Source organism: Caldicellulosiruptor naganoensis (assembly GCF_026914285.1).
Classification (GTDB): domain Bacteria; phylum Bacillota; class Thermoanaerobacteria; order Caldicellulosiruptorales; family Caldicellulosiruptoraceae; genus Caldicellulosiruptor; species Caldicellulosiruptor naganoensis.
In genome coordinates, this window is sequence record NZ_CP113864.1 from 656,373 (window position 1) to 672,569 (window position 16,197).

Annotated in this window: 20 protein-coding genes; all 20 read left to right on the top strand. The window is 35.4% G+C overall.

Annotated elements, in window-relative coordinates; translation table 11 throughout:
• Positions 1–30: 30 nt before the first annotated feature.
• Genes OTJ99_RS03090 through OTJ99_RS03185 form a run of 20 tightly spaced genes read left to right on the top strand, consistent with a single transcriptional unit; the run spans position 31 to position 16,117 of the window.
• Positions 31–423, top strand: a complete 393-nt coding sequence (locus OTJ99_RS03090; RefSeq protein WP_045165283.1) for a FliO/MopB family protein — start codon at positions 31–33, stop codon at positions 421–423.
• Positions 420–1,175 carry a flagellar type III secretion system pore protein FliP gene (gene fliP, locus OTJ99_RS03095; protein ID WP_083943518.1) on the top strand — a complete coding sequence of 252 codons (756 nt, stop codon included), beginning with the start codon at positions 420–422 and terminating at the stop codon, positions 1,173–1,175. Before OTJ99_RS03090 ends, fliP begins: the two co-directional genes overlap by 4 nt.
• A gap of 23 nt (positions 1,176–1,198) precedes the next feature.
• Positions 1,199–1,468 carry a flagellar biosynthesis protein FliQ gene (gene fliQ, locus OTJ99_RS03100; RefSeq protein ID WP_045165282.1) on the top strand — a complete coding sequence of 90 codons (270 nt, stop codon included), beginning with the start codon at positions 1,199–1,201 and terminating at the stop codon, positions 1,466–1,468.
• Positions 1,469–1,479: 11 nt separating this feature from the next.
• A complete protein-coding gene (fliR, locus tag OTJ99_RS03105) occupies positions 1,480–2,262 on the top strand; it encodes a flagellar biosynthetic protein FliR (RefSeq protein ID WP_045165281.1) in 783 nt (260 codons plus the stop codon).
• On the top strand, positions 2,259–3,362 hold the full coding sequence (gene flhB / locus OTJ99_RS03110) for a flagellar biosynthesis protein FlhB (protein ID WP_045165280.1): 1,104 nt from the start codon (positions 2,259–2,261) through the stop codon (positions 3,360–3,362). Before fliR ends, flhB begins: the two co-directional genes overlap by 4 nt.
• Positions 3,359–5,395: a flagellar biosynthesis protein FlhA gene (flhA, locus tag OTJ99_RS03115; RefSeq protein WP_045165279.1), complete on the top strand. Its 2,037-nt coding sequence runs from the start codon at positions 3,359–3,361 to the stop codon at positions 5,393–5,395. Before flhB ends, flhA begins: the two co-directional genes overlap by 4 nt.
• Before the next feature lie 2 nt (positions 5,396–5,397).
• The gene (flhF, locus tag OTJ99_RS03120) at positions 5,398–6,510 is read left to right on the top strand and encodes a flagellar biosynthesis protein FlhF (RefSeq protein ID WP_045165278.1); all 1,113 of its coding nucleotides are present in this window, start codon (positions 5,398–5,400) and stop codon (positions 6,508–6,510) included.
• Entirely contained in the window at positions 6,507–7,403 is an 897-nt protein-coding gene (locus OTJ99_RS03125) for a MinD/ParA family protein (RefSeq protein ID WP_045165277.1), read from the top strand. Before flhF ends, OTJ99_RS03125 begins: the two co-directional genes overlap by 4 nt.
• 19 nt (positions 7,404–7,422) lie before the next feature.
• Positions 7,423–8,112, top strand: coding sequence for a flagellar brake protein (locus OTJ99_RS03130; RefSeq protein WP_045165276.1), 690 nt, complete (start codon positions 7,423–7,425; stop codon positions 8,110–8,112).
• Between the two features lie 36 nt (positions 8,113–8,148).
• On the top strand, positions 8,149–10,149 hold the full coding sequence (locus OTJ99_RS03135; protein ID WP_045165275.1) for a chemotaxis protein CheA: 2,001 nt from the start codon (positions 8,149–8,151) through the stop codon (positions 10,147–10,149).
• Between the two features lie 25 nt (positions 10,150–10,174).
• Complete coding sequence (locus tag OTJ99_RS03140) at positions 10,175–10,597, top strand: chemotaxis protein CheW (protein ID WP_045165274.1); 423 nt, start codon at positions 10,175–10,177, stop codon at positions 10,595–10,597.
• A 5-nt stretch (positions 10,598–10,602) separates the two neighbouring features.
• The gene (locus OTJ99_RS03145) at positions 10,603–11,220 is read left to right on the top strand and encodes a chemotaxis protein CheC (protein ID WP_045165273.1); all 618 of its coding nucleotides are present in this window, start codon (positions 10,603–10,605) and stop codon (positions 11,218–11,220) included.
• Positions 11,221–11,223: 3 nt separating this feature from the next.
• Positions 11,224–11,706: a chemotaxis protein CheD gene (locus OTJ99_RS03150; protein WP_045165272.1), complete on the top strand. Its 483-nt coding sequence runs from the start codon at positions 11,224–11,226 to the stop codon at positions 11,704–11,706.
• Positions 11,707–11,722: 16 nt separating this feature from the next.
• Positions 11,723–11,902: a hypothetical protein gene (locus OTJ99_RS03155; RefSeq protein WP_045165271.1), complete on the top strand. Its 180-nt coding sequence runs from the start codon at positions 11,723–11,725 to the stop codon at positions 11,900–11,902.
• A 26-nt stretch (positions 11,903–11,928) separates the two neighbouring features.
• Positions 11,929–12,666, top strand: coding sequence for a FliA/WhiG family RNA polymerase sigma factor (locus tag OTJ99_RS03160; RefSeq protein WP_045165270.1), 738 nt, complete (start codon positions 11,929–11,931; stop codon positions 12,664–12,666).
• A 45-nt stretch (positions 12,667–12,711) separates the two neighbouring features.
• A complete protein-coding gene (locus OTJ99_RS03165; protein ID WP_045165269.1) occupies positions 12,712–14,100 on the top strand; it encodes a DUF342 domain-containing protein in 1,389 nt (462 codons plus the stop codon).
• Between the two features lie 28 nt (positions 14,101–14,128).
• Positions 14,129–14,392, top strand: coding sequence for a hypothetical protein (locus OTJ99_RS03170; protein WP_045165268.1), 264 nt, complete (start codon positions 14,129–14,131; stop codon positions 14,390–14,392).
• A gap of 17 nt (positions 14,393–14,409) precedes the next feature.
• Positions 14,410–14,910, top strand: coding sequence for a DUF2802 domain-containing protein (locus OTJ99_RS03175; protein ID WP_045165267.1), 501 nt, complete (start codon positions 14,410–14,412; stop codon positions 14,908–14,910).
• Positions 14,911–14,914: 4 nt separating this feature from the next.
• The gene (locus OTJ99_RS03180) at positions 14,915–15,217 is read left to right on the top strand and encodes a hypothetical protein (RefSeq protein ID WP_235374649.1); all 303 of its coding nucleotides are present in this window, start codon (positions 14,915–14,917) and stop codon (positions 15,215–15,217) included.
• 51 nt (positions 15,218–15,268) lie between these two features.
• Positions 15,269–16,117, top strand: coding sequence for an AraC family transcriptional regulator (locus OTJ99_RS03185; protein WP_045165266.1), 849 nt, complete (start codon positions 15,269–15,271; stop codon positions 16,115–16,117).
• Positions 16,118–16,197 lie beyond the last annotated feature (80 nt).

A 16,197-nucleotide genomic window follows, 5' to 3' on the forward strand; every position in this document is an offset into this window, starting at 1 on the left:
TTACTTTAAAGTCAAGGAGAAAAATTAGTGATGGAACTCATTTTAAGAATAGTGGGTTCGCTGCTTCTGATAGGTGTATTGATATATCTTACCTACTTTGTTTTAAAAGTCTACAGCAAAAAGGCAATTTTAAGGAAAGGGGAATTTATGAAAATAGTTGATGTACTTCCCCTTTCTTCAGACAGTATGTTGGTATTGATAAAGGCAGGACAAAAATATATACTTCTGGGTAAGACACAAAAAAGCATTACTTTTTTGAAAGAATTTGAATTATCGGAATTTTCTGAAGTAAATGAAATTTCTGATGAAAAAAGTTTTAAGAAGATTTTTGATAACAGTCTAAGTTCTTCATTTGGTCTTAAAGACAAGGTTTTAAGCCTTTACAATATGATAAAAGATAAGGACGATGAAGATAAAAGATGAAAAAGAGGTTTCTTTATATTTTATCGACAGGTTTGATTATTTTGATAATAGCTTTTTGCAAAATTGAAACAGCATTTGCAACAGCAAGTTTTAGCCTGAATTTGGGTGATATGAACAATCCCAAGGATGTATCGTCAGCCATACAGCTTATAATATTTTTCACTCTCCTTACTTTAGCACCGTCAATTCTTATTATGATGACATCCTTTACAAGAATATTGATTGTGCTGGGGTTTGTGAGAAATGCCTTAGGTACACAACAAATGCCACCAAACCAGATTTTAATTGGTCTTGCACTGTTTTTGACATTCTTTATAATGGCACCTGTGGGCCAGAAGATTTATACACAGAGTTATCAGCCGTACATAAAAGGTGAGATTACATCCCAAGAAGCACTTAAAAGAGCTGAAGTACCACTTAGAGAGTTTATGCTTAAAAATACTCGCAAAAAAGATTTAGACCTTTTTGTGAAACTAAGCAATGTAAATCCAAACACAGATGTTAGGAAATTGCCTTTAAGAGTTGTAATTCCAGCCTTTATTATAAGCGAGCTTAAAAGTGCGTTTGAGATGGGATTTATAATTTATGTGCCGTTTTTGATAATTGATATGGTTGTTGCAAGTATATTGATGTCTATGGGAATGCTTATGATTCCACCTGTTATGATTTCTCTACCATTTAAGATTTTGCTTTTTATACTTGTTGATGGTTGGGGGCTTGTTGTTGAATCTCTTGTTAGAAGTTTCAAATAAAAAAAAGGTGTGGGAAACTTAAAATGGACACATCGGTTGTTTTAGAGATTGCAAGGCAGGCTATTTTAACAGCATTCTATATCGCAGGGCCAATTTTGATTGTATCTATGATTGTTGGAATAGTTATCTCAATTTTGCAAGCAACAACACAGATTAATGAACAAACTCTTACGTTTGTGCCAAAACTTATTGCAATTGCACTTTCTCTTTTGATATTTGGACAGTGGATGATCACAAAGGCTGTAGAGTTTACAAGGTATCTTTTAACAAATATAAATCAATTTGTAAAGTAAAGGAATAAAAAATGGAAGAGGTTTTTGGCTATCTTTTGAATAGTTCATATGTATTTTTTCTCATATTGGCGCGCATGAGTGGAATTTTTATTGCATCGCCCATATTTGGAAGGAGAAACATCCCTGCATATTTCAAAATAGGTTTTGCATTTTTCTTAAGCATTATTGTTATGCTATCCTATAATTTTAGCTATACCATTCCTCAAAATCTCATAGAATTTGTCTTAGAGGTTGCTAAGGAATTTGTTGTTGGACTTGTAATAGGGTTCATATCATATATGATATTTTCTGCTATTCTTCTTGCAGGGCAAATTATTGACAATGCAATTGGTTTTGGAATGGCAAACGTGATTGATCCCTTAAGTGAGATTCAAGTGCCATTGTTGGGGAACTTTTTATATTTATACATGCTTGTTGTATTCTTTGCAACAGATAATCACCACATTTTGATAAGGGCAGTTGTATATAGTTATAAAATAGTACCATTGGGTTATTCCAGCATTTTACCTCAAATTTCGCAAAAGTTCATAACATTTTTTATAGAGCTCTTTGTAATTGGAATAGAGATTAGCTTACCTATCTTGATGAGTATGCTTGTAGTTGACATAATACTTGGAATATTGTCAAGAGCAGTGCCACAAATGAATGTGTTTATGGTAGGGTTGCCAATCAAGATTGCAATCGGATTTTTGGTGCTTGTGATAGTTCTTCCTATTATGAACAAGATGATTTTTGTCTTGCTTGACAAGCTCAGCATCTATACATATGAAGCCTTGAGAGGGGGCTTTAAGTGAGATTAGTTTTTGATATTCAACTGTTTGCGGACACTGCTACCAAGACAGAAAAAGCGACCCCTCGTAAAAGACAAGAGGCAAGAAAACGCGGAATGGTAGCAAAAAGCAGAGAGGTTACCTCTGCTTTTGTTTTACTTATAAGCGTTCTTATTTTGAAATTTGGTTATTCTCTTTTTGTCTATCCGCTAAGAGACTATAGCAAGTACTTTTTTAGCAATTTGAATTATAATATCCAAGATGTAGCTGATGCAAGTAAACTTTTTGCAAGCATAATAACCATTACATTGAAGCTGGTTCTTCCTTTCTGTCTTGCTGTGATGAGTATAGGGATTTTAGTTGAATGGATGCAGAGTGGTTTTTTAGTTACAAGTGAGTCATTAAAAATAAGCTTTCAAAAGATAAATCCTATTGAAGGATTTAAAAGGATATTCTCTGTTAACTCTATAGTTGAACTTATAAAGTCAATTCTAAAAATACTAATAATTGGATATACAGGTTATCTATACACAAAGACGTTTGCAAACAAACTACTTGAAATGTATGATATGAGTTTGATTTCGGTAATCAAGTTCTCCTTTGACTCAGCAATAAACCTCATTTTATGGATGTCAGTAATGTTCTTTGGGTTGGCAGCAATAGATTATGTTTTCCAAAAATTTCAATATGAAAAGAATCTCATGATGACCAAGGAAGAGCTCAAGGAAGAGTTTAAGCAGACAGAGGGAAATCCACAGATAAAGTCAAGGATAAGAGAAAGGCAGAGAAAAATTTCTCTTCAGAGGATGTTTCAACAGCTTCCGAAAGCAGATGTTGTGATAACAAACCCTACACACTATGCTGTTGCCCTTTTGTATGAACCAGAAAAGTTTGATGCGCCAAGGGTGATTGCAAAAGGGAAAGATTACATAGCTCAAAAGATTAAACAGGAAGCAAAAAAGTATGGAATTGAGATTGTGGAGAACGAGGACTTAGCCAGAAGCCTTTACAATATGTGCGAGGTTGGTGATTTTATTCCGCCTGAGCTTTATCAGGCAGTGGCAGAAGTTTTGGCATATGTTTACAGTCTGAAGAACAACTATCAGAAGGTGAATATAAGATGAATTTTGGAGGTGCTACAATTTCTATATTTGCAATAGTGATAATCTTGGCTATGATACTTCCTATTCCGCCAAGCTTGCTTGACATTTTGATAGCTGTAAACCTTGCACTTGCACTTGTTATTTTTCTAAACAGTATAAATATAAAAGAAGCTTTGGACTTTTCTGTATTTCCATCGCTTCTTTTGTTTACGACACTGTTCAGGCTCTCTCTAAATATTTCAACAACACGGCAGATATTGACCGGACAAGGAGAGAGTGTAAGAATTGTATATACATTTGGGAACTTTGTCATTGGTGGTAACATTGTAGTTGGTGTTATAATATTTTTCATAATTATCATCATCCAGTTCATTGTAATAACAAGAGGTGCAGAAAGAGTTTCAGAGGTTGCAGCAAGGTTTACACTTGATGCTATGCCAGGAAAGCAAATGGCAGTCGATGCTGATTTGAATGCTGGGATTATAACCGAAGAAGAGGCGAAAATTCGAAGAAATAAAATACAAAAAGAGGCTGACTTTTACGGTGCAATGGATGGTGCGAGCAAGTTTGTCAAGGGTGATGCAATTGCTGCTATTTTAATTACATTTATAAATGCACTCGGTGGACTTATAATTGGTGTTGCGATGAGAGGAGAAGATGTCACAGAGGCTATACAGAAGTATCTTTTGCTTTCTGTTGGTGATGGGATTGCTGCACAAATTCCAGCTCTTTTGATATCAACTGCAACAGGTATTGTGGTAACGAAAGCAGCCGATGAGAGCAAGCTTTCTGATAACTTAATCCGGCAGCTTTTTGAGTATCATCCAAAAGTGCTCTATACTGTAGGGGGAATTTTAGCGATATTAGCGCTAATTCCTACTATGCCAAAATTATCTTTGTTTATTTTATCTGGTACCATGATATCAATGGGATTAAGAATGAATTCAAGCTTGAAAAAGCTTGAAACAATGGAGGTTGAAAAAACAGAGGAAAAGGAAATTGAAGAGCTAAGAAAACCTGAAAATGTAATGAATCTTTTATATGTTGACCCTATTGAGGTTGAATTTGGATACGGTATAATTCCTCTTGCAGACAAAGACCAAGGTGGAGACCTTCTTGAGCGTGTTGTCATGATAAGAAGACAGCTTGCACTTGAGCTTGGGATAATTGTCCCAACCATTAGACTTCGAGACAATATTTCTCTAAAACCATATGAATACAAAATAAATATAAAAGGTGTAGAAGTTGCAAGGGCAGAGCTTATGAGCGACAGTCTTCTTGCTATAAATCCGGGGTTTGTGACAGAGGAAATACAGGGCATTCCTACAAAAGAGCCTGCCTTTGGCTTAGATGCCATTTGGATACCTTCTTCAATGAAAGAAAAAGCTGAGATGGCAGGTTATACAGTTGTCGACCTTCCCTCTGTTATAGCAACCCATCTTACCGAGATAATAAGGCGCCATGCGCATGAGCTTTTGACAAGGCAGGATGTGCAAAAGTTAATTGACAATGTGAAAGAAACAAACCCTGTCCTGGTAGATGAGCTTATTCCAAAGTTGATGACTGTAGGTGAGATACAGAAAGTTTTAGCAAATCTTTTGAAAGAGCGAATTAGCATAAGAGACATGGTGACAATCTTAGAGACACTTGCTGACTGGGCTCCAACCACAAAGGATGTAGACATCCTGACTGAGTATGTCAGACAAGCAATGGCAAGGTATATTACAAAGAAATATGTCTCGGGCAATACATTGGAAGCTGTAACACTTTCACCTGAGGTAGAAGAGACCATTATGAATTCGATTCAAAAAACTGAACAAGGCAGTTTCATAAATCTTCCTCCAGATTACGTCCAAAAACTCATTAACAATCTTAGCAATATTCTCGAAAAGCTTTTAAGTACATCTTCACAGCCTATTGTAATCTGTTCACCAATTGTTAGAATTTATTTTAGGAGACTTATTGAAAATATCTTTCCAGATGTTGTTGTTCTCTCGTATAATGAGATTTTACCAAATGTTCAGATAAAAACTATTGGGATGGTGGAAGTCTGAAAATGAAGATAAAAAGGTATTTGGCGCATGATATGCAGGAAGCTCTGATTAGAATAAAAGCAGATTTAGGCAAGGATGCGGTGATTCTTTTTACAAAGAAGGTGAGACAAAAGGGATTATTTGGTTTTTTTAAAAAACCGCTTATAGAAGTGACTGCAGCCTGCGAGGATGAAAAGTTTATAAAAAAAGAGGAAGAAAACAAAAAAACAGAAAATTTAGCACTTAGTTTTCAGATCAGTCAAATAAAAGAGCTTGAAAAGAAGATAGAGTCTTTAGAAAAGACTATAAAGGAGGCTATAAAAGAAACAACTGTACTACCTGAGACAAAAGAATCTTCTAAAAAGAATTTTTTGGATGTGATGCGAGAGAATTTGAAAAGAAATGGTGTAGAAGATGAAATCTTAGACGAGCTTTTGTCGAAAGTCAGCAGGGACGATTCTATAAATAATATAGTAAACAATATGTACAAAGAAATAAAAAACATGTTAGGAATGCCTTGGAGTTTAAACCTTGCTTCAAAACAACCTCAGGTTGTGTTTTTTGTAGGACCGACCGGTGTTGGAAAAACAACAACAATTGCCAAAATTGCAGCAAAGCTCATGTTTGAAGAGGGCAAAAAGGTAGGATTTATCACAGCTGACACGTATAGAATAGCTGCTGTTGAGCAGCTAAAGACTTACGCTGAGATTATGAACATAAAAACAAAGGTGTGGTACGAGGTAGACGAATATGACCAGATCATAAAGAGTTTTGACGACTCTGATATTATACTTGTTGACACAGCAGGAAGAAGTCATAAAAATCAAGAGCATATGGATGAGCTAAAAGCTTTTGTAAAAAAAGCCAGCCCTGACGAGGTATTTTTGCTTTTGAGTGCTACAACTCAGCCGACCATTTTTAAAGAGATTGTAAACTCATATTCGTTTATAGAAGATTATAAAGTCATAATAACAAAGGTTGATGAGGTATCAAATTATGGAAATATACTAAATATCAGACATTACACAAAAAAACCTATTGCCTATGTTACAACAGGACAGAATGTTCCAGATGATATACAGCAATTCAACCCAGAGCATTTTGCAAAACTCATAATAGGGAGTAAGGTTTTATGAGAGACCAGGCACAAGGCTTGAGGAATCTTGTCAAGAAAGCAAATACTTTTGAAAAGCAGATCCAAGATTTAAATAATAGCTCAAGAGTGGTTACAATTACAAGTGGGAAGGGTGGAGTTGGCAAGACTAATCTGACTGTAAATTTAGCTATTGCTTTGAAAAAACTAGGTATTAATGTATTGATAATAGATGCAGATTTAGGGCTTTCAAATGTTGAAGTACTTCTTGGAACATCGCCAAAATATACTGTTAAAGATGTGTTAGAAGGAAAAAGAGAGATAATGTCAATAGTTGAAGAAGGACCAAATGGAATTAAATTTATCTCTGGTGGTTCAGGAATTGTTGATCTTGCTAATTTGGACGAGGAAAGGCTTTTGAGGCTAATTGAGTGTGCAGAAACCATCAATAAGTACTTTGATATTGTACTGGTTGATACTGGTGCTGGCATTTCTAAAAATGTAATGGAATTTGTGATGATGTCTGATGAGGTAATTGTAATCACAACGCCTGAGCCAACTTCAATAACTGATGCATATGCCATAATAAAAGCTATAATTGTGAGAGATTTTGACCACAAAATATATATTTTGGTAAATAGAGTACAAAATTCTAAAGAAGCTGAAGAGATTTTTTACAGGTTAAGTGGGGTTATAAAAAGATTTTTGCAAAGGGAAGTACAATATATAGGATATATAGAGGAAAATGTCATTGTATCAAAATCTGTTATCAAGCAGGTACCATTTATGATATCGTATGAAAAGAGTAGTGTCTCAAAGCAGGTCGAAAGCATTGCAAAAAAGCTTGTCTATGACACAGATACCTTAGAGAAAGATTCTCAAAGGGGTTTTGCAAGATTCATAGAAAACATCATCAAAAAGTTTAAGGAGCAATAATAAAAAGAGGGGGCTTTTTATGCAAAGAATTTTTAAAGAGGGAGATAAGATTCAAATTGTCAAAATAGACAGGCGTACCTGGGAAGAAAAGGATGTGCAGTATGTCTCCAAAATTGCCGATATAAAAGATGAATATTTTTATATATTCACACCTATAAGAGAAGGCATATACGCGACATTTTACATTGACGAAATTGTAAGGATATACAAGGTAATGCCAGATGGTGTATGGATGTTTGATGGCGTAATTGAAGATAGATTCAGAGAGCCAGAATACATGATAAAAGTCAGACAAATATCTGACATTTGGAAGATTCAAAGACGAATGTTTTTCAGACTGCCTATAAACTTAGATATATTTGTAAAATTGTTAGATTCTCAAGAAGGTGAAGTAAATGGAGGTCTCCAAAACGGCTTTTCAGAGGGAAAAATAGTAAAGGCACTGACAAAGGATATCAGTGGTGGAGGGGTTTGTTTTTTAACTCAAGAAGAATTTAATATACATGACATTATATTGACAAAAATTCCTATTGAGAATGAAGAGCTTGTATTAAAAGCTCAAATCTTAAGGAAAGAGAGAATAGAACATCACATTTATAGATTCATGTATGGCTCCAAATTTATAGAGGCAAAACAAAATGAGATAGACAAGATTGTAAGATTTATATTCAAAGAGCAACAAAGGATGAGGCGAAAAGGACTTTTATAAAGAATTTTATAGCCAAAAGAAGGAGTGATGAAGGTTATGGATATGTCTCAGTATTTAGGAATGTTTATCGAAGAGGCAAGAGATCACATTCAGAGTTTAAACGACAATATGTTGAAATTAGAGGAAAACCCAGATAATTTGCAACTTATCAATGAGATTTTCAGGTCTGCTCATACTTTAAAAGGTATGGCTGGTACAATGGGATTTGTAAATATGCAAAAACTTACCCATGCAATGGAAAATGTTTTGGCTGCAGCACGAGACGGAAAACTTAAGATTAACAGTAATATAATGGATGTACTTTTTAAAACTGTTGATGCATTAGAAGAATATTTAGATGTAATTGTCGCGACAGGAAGTGAAGGAACAGAACAAAATATTGGGCTTGTGAACAGTTTAAATAGTATTTTAGGCAAACCTCAAGAACAAACAGGTGTGGAGGGTAAAAAAGTAAGTATTTCATTAGAATACGATGAGTTTGTTATGAGAGCGATTGAAAGAGCTCATTCTCAGGGATTTAATGTTTATAAATTAGATGTTGAATTGGATCCAAACTGTCTTTTAAAGTCTGCAAGGGCTTATCTTGTCTTCAAGGCGGTTGAAGAATTAGGCGAGATAATCCATTCAAAACCACCTGTTCAGGATATTGAAGACGAGAAGTTTGACTTTGAATTTAGTATTACAATTGTTAGCAAGGAGCCCCTTGAAAAAATAAGAGAGAGAATACTGTCTATTTCAGAGATAAGAGAAGTAAAAGGCACGGAGATTAAAGAGACTAAAGATGTGACAGCAACGGAGTCTCAGCAGGAAGTAACAAAGGGACAGGAGGCTCAAAGTACAGAGACTGTTAAGGTTGTGCGTGAACAAAAGCAAGCAGTAACTAAAAAGACAAGTCAGACAGTGAGGGTTGACATAGAAAGATTAGATGTTTTGATGAACCTGGTTAGCGAGCTTATAATTATAAAAAGCAGGATTGAGGGGTTAGCCAAAAGGTATAATGGTAGACAATTCGAAGAATCCATAGAGTACTTAGAGAGGATTACAACAAGCCTTCACGACGCTGTAATGAAAGTGAGAATGGTGCCTGTTGAAAGGGTATTTTCAAGATTCCCAAGAATGATGAGAGATTTGGCAAGAGAACTTGGAAAAGAATTTGAGCTTGTTATGTCTGGTGAGGATACAGAAATTGACAGAACTATTGTTGATGAGCTTGGCGACCCTCTAATTCACCTTTTGAGAAATGCAGCAGATCATGGGATAGAAGACCCAGAAGAGAGAGTGAGAAACGGCAAGCCAAGAAGTGGGCTTATAAAACTTTCTGCTTACCATGATGGTAACAATGTTGTGATCGAGGTTGAAGATGACGGCAAGGGCATTGATATAGAAAAGGTAAAGAAAAAGGCTATTGAAAAAGGACTTTTGAAAGAAGACCAGTTGGACTTGTCTGACCAAGAGGTTATAGATTTTCTGTTTTTACCAAGTTTTTCAACAAAGGACAAAGTTACAAACCTCTCAGGAAGAGGTGTGGGGCTTGATGTTGTCAAGACCAAGATTGAGCAGCTTGGTGGGATGATCGAGGTAAACACAGAAAAAGGCAAGGGTACAAGGTTTGTAATAAGACTTCCTTTAACACTGGCTATAATTCAAGCATTGCTGGTAACTGTAGCTGATGAGATTTATGCAATTCCTATTGCTTCAATAAAGGAGATAATAGATATTGCAAAAGAGGATATCAAGACTGTGCAAAAAGGCAGAGAGATAATTATGCTCAGAAATCAGGTCATTCCTATAAAATACCTACATAAGATTGTTGGGCGGGATATTGACCTTGACAAGAAAAAATACACAGTTGTGATAGTAAAGCGTGGTGAAAAACTGACGGGAATTATAGTAGACAAGCTTTTAGGTCAGCAAGATATTGTTATAAAATCACTTGGGAAATATTTAGAAGGAATTAAGCTTGTGTCTGGTGCAACAATATTGGGAGATGGGTCTGTTGCTATGATACTTGACCCCAACGTGTTGGCGGCAGTATAAAAGGAAGATAGAGGTGAGATGAAATATGGAACAGTATCTTATTTTCAGGTTAGCGGATGAATACTATGGACTTTTGGTAAGCTTTATAGAGAATATTGAGAAAATGATGCCGATCACGCGAGTGCCAAATACTAAAGAGTATATAAAAGGTGTTATAAACCTGCGCGGTGAGATTGTACCTGTAATTGACCTGCGAGAGAAGATAGGAGTTCCCAAAGAAGAGTTTGGCGATGAGACAAGGATTTTAATTGTCAACTGGAAAAACGAGTTTAAAGTAGGGTTGATAATTGATGAGGTTTTAGATGTTGTATATCTTAGCAAAGAGGACGTTGATTCTGCAACGAAAGATAGGAATGAATTTAGTTTTACAATCGCAAAGTACAACAATATGTTAATAAACATAATAAACTTGGAAGATGTTTTGTTTAAAAAAGCTGAGGAGGGCTAATTTTTATGAACTTTTCAAATAGCGAAATAAATGAGATGTATTTAGATGTCCTGAGAGAGCTTGGGAACATTGGGACCGGAAATGCAATCTCTGCCCTTGCCATGATGATTGGAAGGCGCATTGACATGAAGGTGCCTGTTGTAAAAATTGTAGATTTGAAGGAAGTGCCTGAGATTTTAGGTGGTGCAGAGATACCGGTTGTAGGGATACTTTTAAATGTCGAGGGTGACATAGATGGATTTATCATGCTTGTGATGTCACAAGCATCGGCGCACATTTTGGTAAATATGCTCCTTGGCACATCGCTAAATGGGTACAGTGAATTTACTGACATAGAAAAGTCTGCACTAATGGAGATAGGAAATATTTTGGCAGGGGCATATTTAACAGCACTTTCCACACTTACAGGTTTTAAGATGATTCAGTCTGTACCACAGCTTGCACAAGATATGGCAGGAGCGATATTGAGCTTCCCTGCAATTCAGTTTGGGGAAACGAGCGATACTGCTCTTTATATTGAAACAGAGATTTTTGAACAAAGCAGCAGGATTATTGCTGATTTCTTTTTAATACCGACCATAGAATCATATAAAAAAATGTTGAAAGCACTGGGAGTAGCGTGAAAGATGATTGAAACAATTAAGGTAGGAATGGCAGATTTAAACGTGACCAAATATCCAAATGCACTTACTACACTTGGTCTTGGCTCGTGTGTTGGAGTTTGTATTTATGATACCAAGAATAAGATTATTGGCATGATACATATAATGCTTCCTTACAGCTGGGGTGTGAAGAACAACAGTAACCCTGCAAAGTTTGCTGACACAGGAATCCCACTTTTGGTAGAGAAGATGGAAAGTATTGGCTCTAATAAGAAAGACATGATAGCAAAGCTTGCAGGCGGTGCTCAGATGTTTGAAGTAACAAGAAGCGAGTTCATGAACATAGGAAAACGCAATGTAGAAGCTGCCAAAAAGATTTTAGCTGATTTAAATATTCCAATTATTGCTGAAGATACAGGTGGGAATTATGGTAGAACAATAATATTCTACTCTGAGGATGGAAGGCTTGAAATAAAGACAATCGGGAAGGGAACAAAAACTATCTAAAGGAGAAGACTGAGCTTTGAAATGGGAACAGATTTTACCTGAAGTTTTGGCATTAATAGGAGGAGGAATTGTATTTTTATCTTGCCTTATTATGAAAAAGTCAGGAGAATATACTTTTTTTTCTACGTTTGTTGTATCATTGATAGGATATATTTGTGGACATTTTATAAAAGGATTCATTGAAAAAGACAGTTAATTTGGCATTCGAGGGGATTTTGTAAAATGGATGAGGCAGTTTTGTGGGAAAAGTACTCAAAAACAAAAGACCCGAAAATAAAAGAACAGCTTATCTTAAGATATATGCCTCTTGTAAAACTAATAGCAGGCAGAATGGCAATGTATTTTGGCGGAAATGTTGAGTATGAGGACTTGGTAAGTTATGGTTCTATTGGTCTTTTAGATGCAATCGAGAAATATGACAGTCGAAAAGGTGTCAAGTTTGAGACGTATGCATATACACGAATAAAAGGTGCTATCATTGACTGTGTCAGGAGCCAAGACTGGGTACCACGAAGTATTAGGCAAAAAGCAAAAGAAATAGAAAAAGCTTATATCGACATAGAAAAAGAAGGGAAAATCCCTACAGATGAGGAAGTTGCAAAAAGAGTGGGGCTATCACTATTGGAACTTCAGAAATTGCAAGAGAAGATAAGTAGCGGAATGATTCTTTCATTAGAAGGATTTCTTGATCAGAACTATGAGACAAGAATAGGTGGGCTTGAGGACTTTGTTTCGCGCCCTGAGGTATTTGTTGAGAATGAGGAGCTAAAGGAGGTGCTTAGGCAAGAGATAGACAATCTTTCAGAAAATGAGAGGATGGTGATAATACTTTATTATTTTGAAGATCTGAGCATAAAAGAAATAGCTCAGATTTTAGGTGTTTCTGAATCAAGGGTGAGTCAGCTTCACACACGTGCGCTTTTAAAGTTGAGATCACGGTTAGAAAAGTATATAAAGTAAATAATAGGAAATTTATTTTTTTAGCGGGGAAAGGGGAGTATTTTTATGTCTGAAGAAACCATTAAAGTAGACATTAAGGTCTTGGTAACAACTGATAGATTGAAGGCAAGTGTGATTTTAATACAAAACCAAAGTGGAGTAAATTTAACTTTTGAAAATGTTATGAATGCTTTGAGGGCAAACAAAGTGACTTATGGTATAGATGAAGAGGCGATAAGGAAACTTGTTGAAAATCCTGTATTTGGGTCACCAGTTGTAGTTGCTCAAGGTAAATCTCCCGGCAAGCCCATTGATGGCAAACTCATATACCATTTTGATATAAAACGTGAGATAAAACCAAAAGAACTTCCTGATGGCAGAGTTGATTACAAGGATTTGGGGATTGTACAAAACGTCAGGAAAGACGATATTCTTGTAACAATGGTTGACCCTGTCGATGGTGAAAATGGTGTTGATGTTTTTGGAGGAGTGATAAAAGGACAAAAAGGAAAAAGAGTAAATCTACCGAGGGGGAAAAATACATACATTGATGCTGATGGACATACACTGAGAGCTGCTTGTGATGGGCAAGTCTCTGTTATAGAAGGAAAGGTTGTGGTTTTAAATACACTTGAGATTAACTCAGATGTTGATAATTCAACAGGAAATATAGACTTTGTTGGAAATGTGCATATAAAGGGAAGTGTTTTATCGGGGTTTAAGGTTGTTGCTGAGGGGAATGTCGAGGTTGATGGAATTGTTGAGGCTGCTGAGATTGAAGCAAAAGGTTCTGTAATCTTGCACAAGGGTATAACAGGAATGGGTAAGGGCAAAATAATTTCTCAAAAAAATGTTATTGCAAAATTTATTGAAAACGCAACTGTGGTGGCAGCTGAAGATATTCAAGCAGAAGCTATTGTCCACAGTGATATCAAGTGTGGTGGAAAGCTTGTTTTGATTGGTAAAAAGGCATCTATTGTAGGTGGAAGTTGCAAAGTGGGAAAAGAAGTTGAGGCAAAGGTTATAGGGTCTTATCTTTCAACAACTACTGAGATTGAAGTTGGTGTGGACCCACTTATGATAGAGAGGTACAGAGAAATTAAAAAGGAGATCAATGAATTAAAAGAAAACATCAAAAAATGCGACCAAGGGATTGAGGTACTTAGAAAAATTGAAGCAGCAGGCAAACTCATCGACGACAAAAGAGAGATGCTTCAGAAGTTTACACGTTCCAAAATTGTGTCTTCTGAGAGATTAAAATCTCTTCAGCTTGAGCTGGAAGAGATAGAGAAAAGATTAGAAGAGAGAAACGAAGGGGTTGTGAAGGTACAGGACGTTATTTATCCGGGTGTTAAGATTACAATAGGGAATGTGTGTAAGATCATAAAAGAACCTATAAAATACTGCAAGATTTACAGAGAAGATGCCGATATAAAAATAGCTCCTTATAGTTAAAACAAGGTATAAAAGGAGTTGGTTCTTTATGAACATTCGGCCAATCGATGTAAAAATTTTGTATCCTAAATCTACAGAGGTTTCCCAGATTGTATTTGGTGAGCAGCAAAAAGAAAATATGCTAAAGCATATAAATGCACAGAAGAATCAGGCAAAGGTAGAGGAAGATTTAAGACAAGTAAAAAGTAAGGACAATGTTTCGGAAATCAGACTTACGCAAAAACAAGAAAGTGAGAAGCAACAGGCGAAAAAACAGAAAAAAACTAATAAAGGTTTTGATATAAGAGTTTGACAAGAGGGAGAAAAGAGATGGATGCATACGTTGCTCTATTTGTATTTTTAGGACTTATAATGATTTTTGCTTCACTTAGGTCAATAAAAAAAGACATAGAAAAAGGAGAAAAAATTTTAATTGACTCTGAGAAAGTATCTTTGAAACTTTCACAACTTTTGAGTGAAGCAACTGAGACAATTGAAGAATTAGATAGTTTTGGGGAGTATATAATTGAAAGGATTGAAAACAGGGTAAAATGGGCAAAAGAGGAAATGGATAAAATAAAAGATAAAGCAACTACAAAAGAAATGGATGAAAATAAAAATTCAGGAGAAATTGAAAGAAAAATCACCAACAATGAACAAAGTGCTAATCTTTCTCCCAAAAAATCAAAAGAAGAAATCTATCACAAGGCTGTTGAGCTGTATAGACAAGGTCTTAGTATAGAAGAGGTTGCATCAAGGCTGGGAATAGGTAAGGGTGAGGCAAAGCTTGCAATAAAGATTGTAGGAGGGAAAAAGTCTGAGATGGTATAAGTTTATGCTTTTGGGTATTGGTATTGGGTGGATTTTGGGAGTTTTGACAATGTACTTTCTATTTAGTGCAAACTATGGCGGAAATGCTTCGGATTTGAATGATAAAGTGGATATCTATATAGATAGTGTAGAGAACCTAAGTGAGGTACTTTATCAAAATGGTGTGATACAAGACAAGAAATCGTTTGAAGAATTTTTAAAACTAAAAAAATTAGACAAGCGATATTTTACAACTGGTAAAAAGGTTTCTTTTAGAAAAGCTATGACTTATGAAGAAATTTTTAATGTTGTTTACAAAAGAGAATGAAAAATGTTTTACCTATTTTGAAACAAAATTTCAAAGCTGTGGGGTTGAAAAATGATAGAGACGCTTAACACCATAATGCCGGTGATTGTAAAGACTCTGGAGCGTGTGCATGATAGTTCCTGGAAGATGGATTATAACATACATGACAGTTATGAACTAATATTTGTTAAAAAAGGCAGTATTGATTTTTGGATAGAAGAAGAAAAAATAGAACTAAAAGCAGGTGACCTTCTTATAATAAAACCGCACACAAGGCATAAGTTTGAAGTTGTGGGGAGTTTTAAAGCAGAATTTATTGTGATGGGCTTTTATTTAAAGCCTCAGAGTAAATCTAAGATAGAGGAATTAAAGGAAATCTACGGTTTTCTGAAACATATGGAAGCACTTTCTTCGCCGTTTTATTATCTTCACGTCAGGAAGAGAAGTAGTATCTTTTTTTGTTTAGAATCTATATTGCAAGAGACAAAAGAGAATAGAGAAAGTCTTCTCCTCTATATAAAGTCGCTAGAACTTTTTATATATATTACTCGTGAAATGGTTAATTTGGAAATAAAAAGAAGTTTTGATTATTCTAAGATTGCTAAGTTTATCAAAGACTATATAGACCAAAACTACATGGAAGACATCAAAATAGGGGATATTGCCAAAAAACTTTTTATGTCAGAAAGTAGCATCTCACGTCTTTTCAAAAATCAATTCGGGATTTTACCCAAAGAATATCTACTTTCAAAAAGGATAGAAAAGGCAAAGGAATACCTTTCTATGTCCAATTTGAAAATAAGTGAGATAGCTATTATGTGTGGTTTCTCTTCTTTACAGAGGTTCAATGACATTTTTAAAAAGTACACAGGTTTTTCTCCTACCCACTTTAGAAAACTTACATTGCAAAGTTCTAAATAGGAGCGAAATAACACCATAGGCAATCTTGCGTAAGAAGAAGTTTTTTGAAGAAAAACTTCTCTTTTTTCAAGATTTTCATT

Bases quoted from the DNA above. Each gene is read 5' to 3' on its own strand.
- OTJ99_RS03160 (WP_045165270.1), top strand. From the start codon at position 11,929: ATGGATGAGGCAGTTTTGTGGGAAAAGTACTCAAAAACAAAAGACCCG.
- flhF (WP_045165278.1), top strand. From the start codon at position 5,398: ATGAAGATAAAAAGGTATTTGGCGCATGATATGCAGGAAGCTCTGATT.
- OTJ99_RS03125 (WP_045165277.1), top strand. From the start codon at position 6,507: ATGAGAGACCAGGCACAAGGCTTGAGGAATCTTGTCAAGAAAGCAAAT.
- OTJ99_RS03140 (WP_045165274.1), top strand. From the start codon at position 10,175: ATGGAACAGTATCTTATTTTCAGGTTAGCGGATGAATACTATGGACTT.
- OTJ99_RS03145 (WP_045165273.1), top strand. From the start codon at position 10,603: ATGAACTTTTCAAATAGCGAAATAAATGAGATGTATTTAGATGTCCTG.
- OTJ99_RS03185 (WP_045165266.1), top strand. From the start codon at position 15,269: ATGATAGAGACGCTTAACACCATAATGCCGGTGATTGTAAAGACTCTG.
- OTJ99_RS03150 (WP_045165272.1), top strand. From the start codon at position 11,224: ATGATTGAAACAATTAAGGTAGGAATGGCAGATTTAAACGTGACCAAA.
- OTJ99_RS03090 (WP_045165283.1), top strand. From the start codon at position 31: ATGGAACTCATTTTAAGAATAGTGGGTTCGCTGCTTCTGATAGGTGTA.
- flhA (WP_045165279.1), top strand. From the start codon at position 3,359: ATGAATTTTGGAGGTGCTACAATTTCTATATTTGCAATAGTGATAATC.
- OTJ99_RS03180 (WP_235374649.1), top strand. From the start codon at position 14,915: ATGCTTTTGGGTATTGGTATTGGGTGGATTTTGGGAGTTTTGACAATG.
- OTJ99_RS03175 (WP_045165267.1), top strand. From the start codon at position 14,410: ATGGATGCATACGTTGCTCTATTTGTATTTTTAGGACTTATAATGATT.
- OTJ99_RS03170 (WP_045165268.1), top strand. From the start codon at position 14,129: ATGAACATTCGGCCAATCGATGTAAAAATTTTGTATCCTAAATCTACA.
- OTJ99_RS03165 (WP_045165269.1), top strand. From the start codon at position 12,712: ATGTCTGAAGAAACCATTAAAGTAGACATTAAGGTCTTGGTAACAACT.
- OTJ99_RS03135 (WP_045165275.1), top strand. From the start codon at position 8,149: ATGGATATGTCTCAGTATTTAGGAATGTTTATCGAAGAGGCAAGAGAT.
- fliR (WP_045165281.1), top strand. From the start codon at position 1,480: ATGGAAGAGGTTTTTGGCTATCTTTTGAATAGTTCATATGTATTTTTT.
- fliQ (WP_045165282.1), top strand. From the start codon at position 1,199: ATGGACACATCGGTTGTTTTAGAGATTGCAAGGCAGGCTATTTTAACA.
- fliP (WP_083943518.1), top strand. From the start codon at position 420: ATGAAAAAGAGGTTTCTTTATATTTTATCGACAGGTTTGATTATTTTG.
- OTJ99_RS03130 (WP_045165276.1), top strand. From the start codon at position 7,423: ATGCAAAGAATTTTTAAAGAGGGAGATAAGATTCAAATTGTCAAAATA.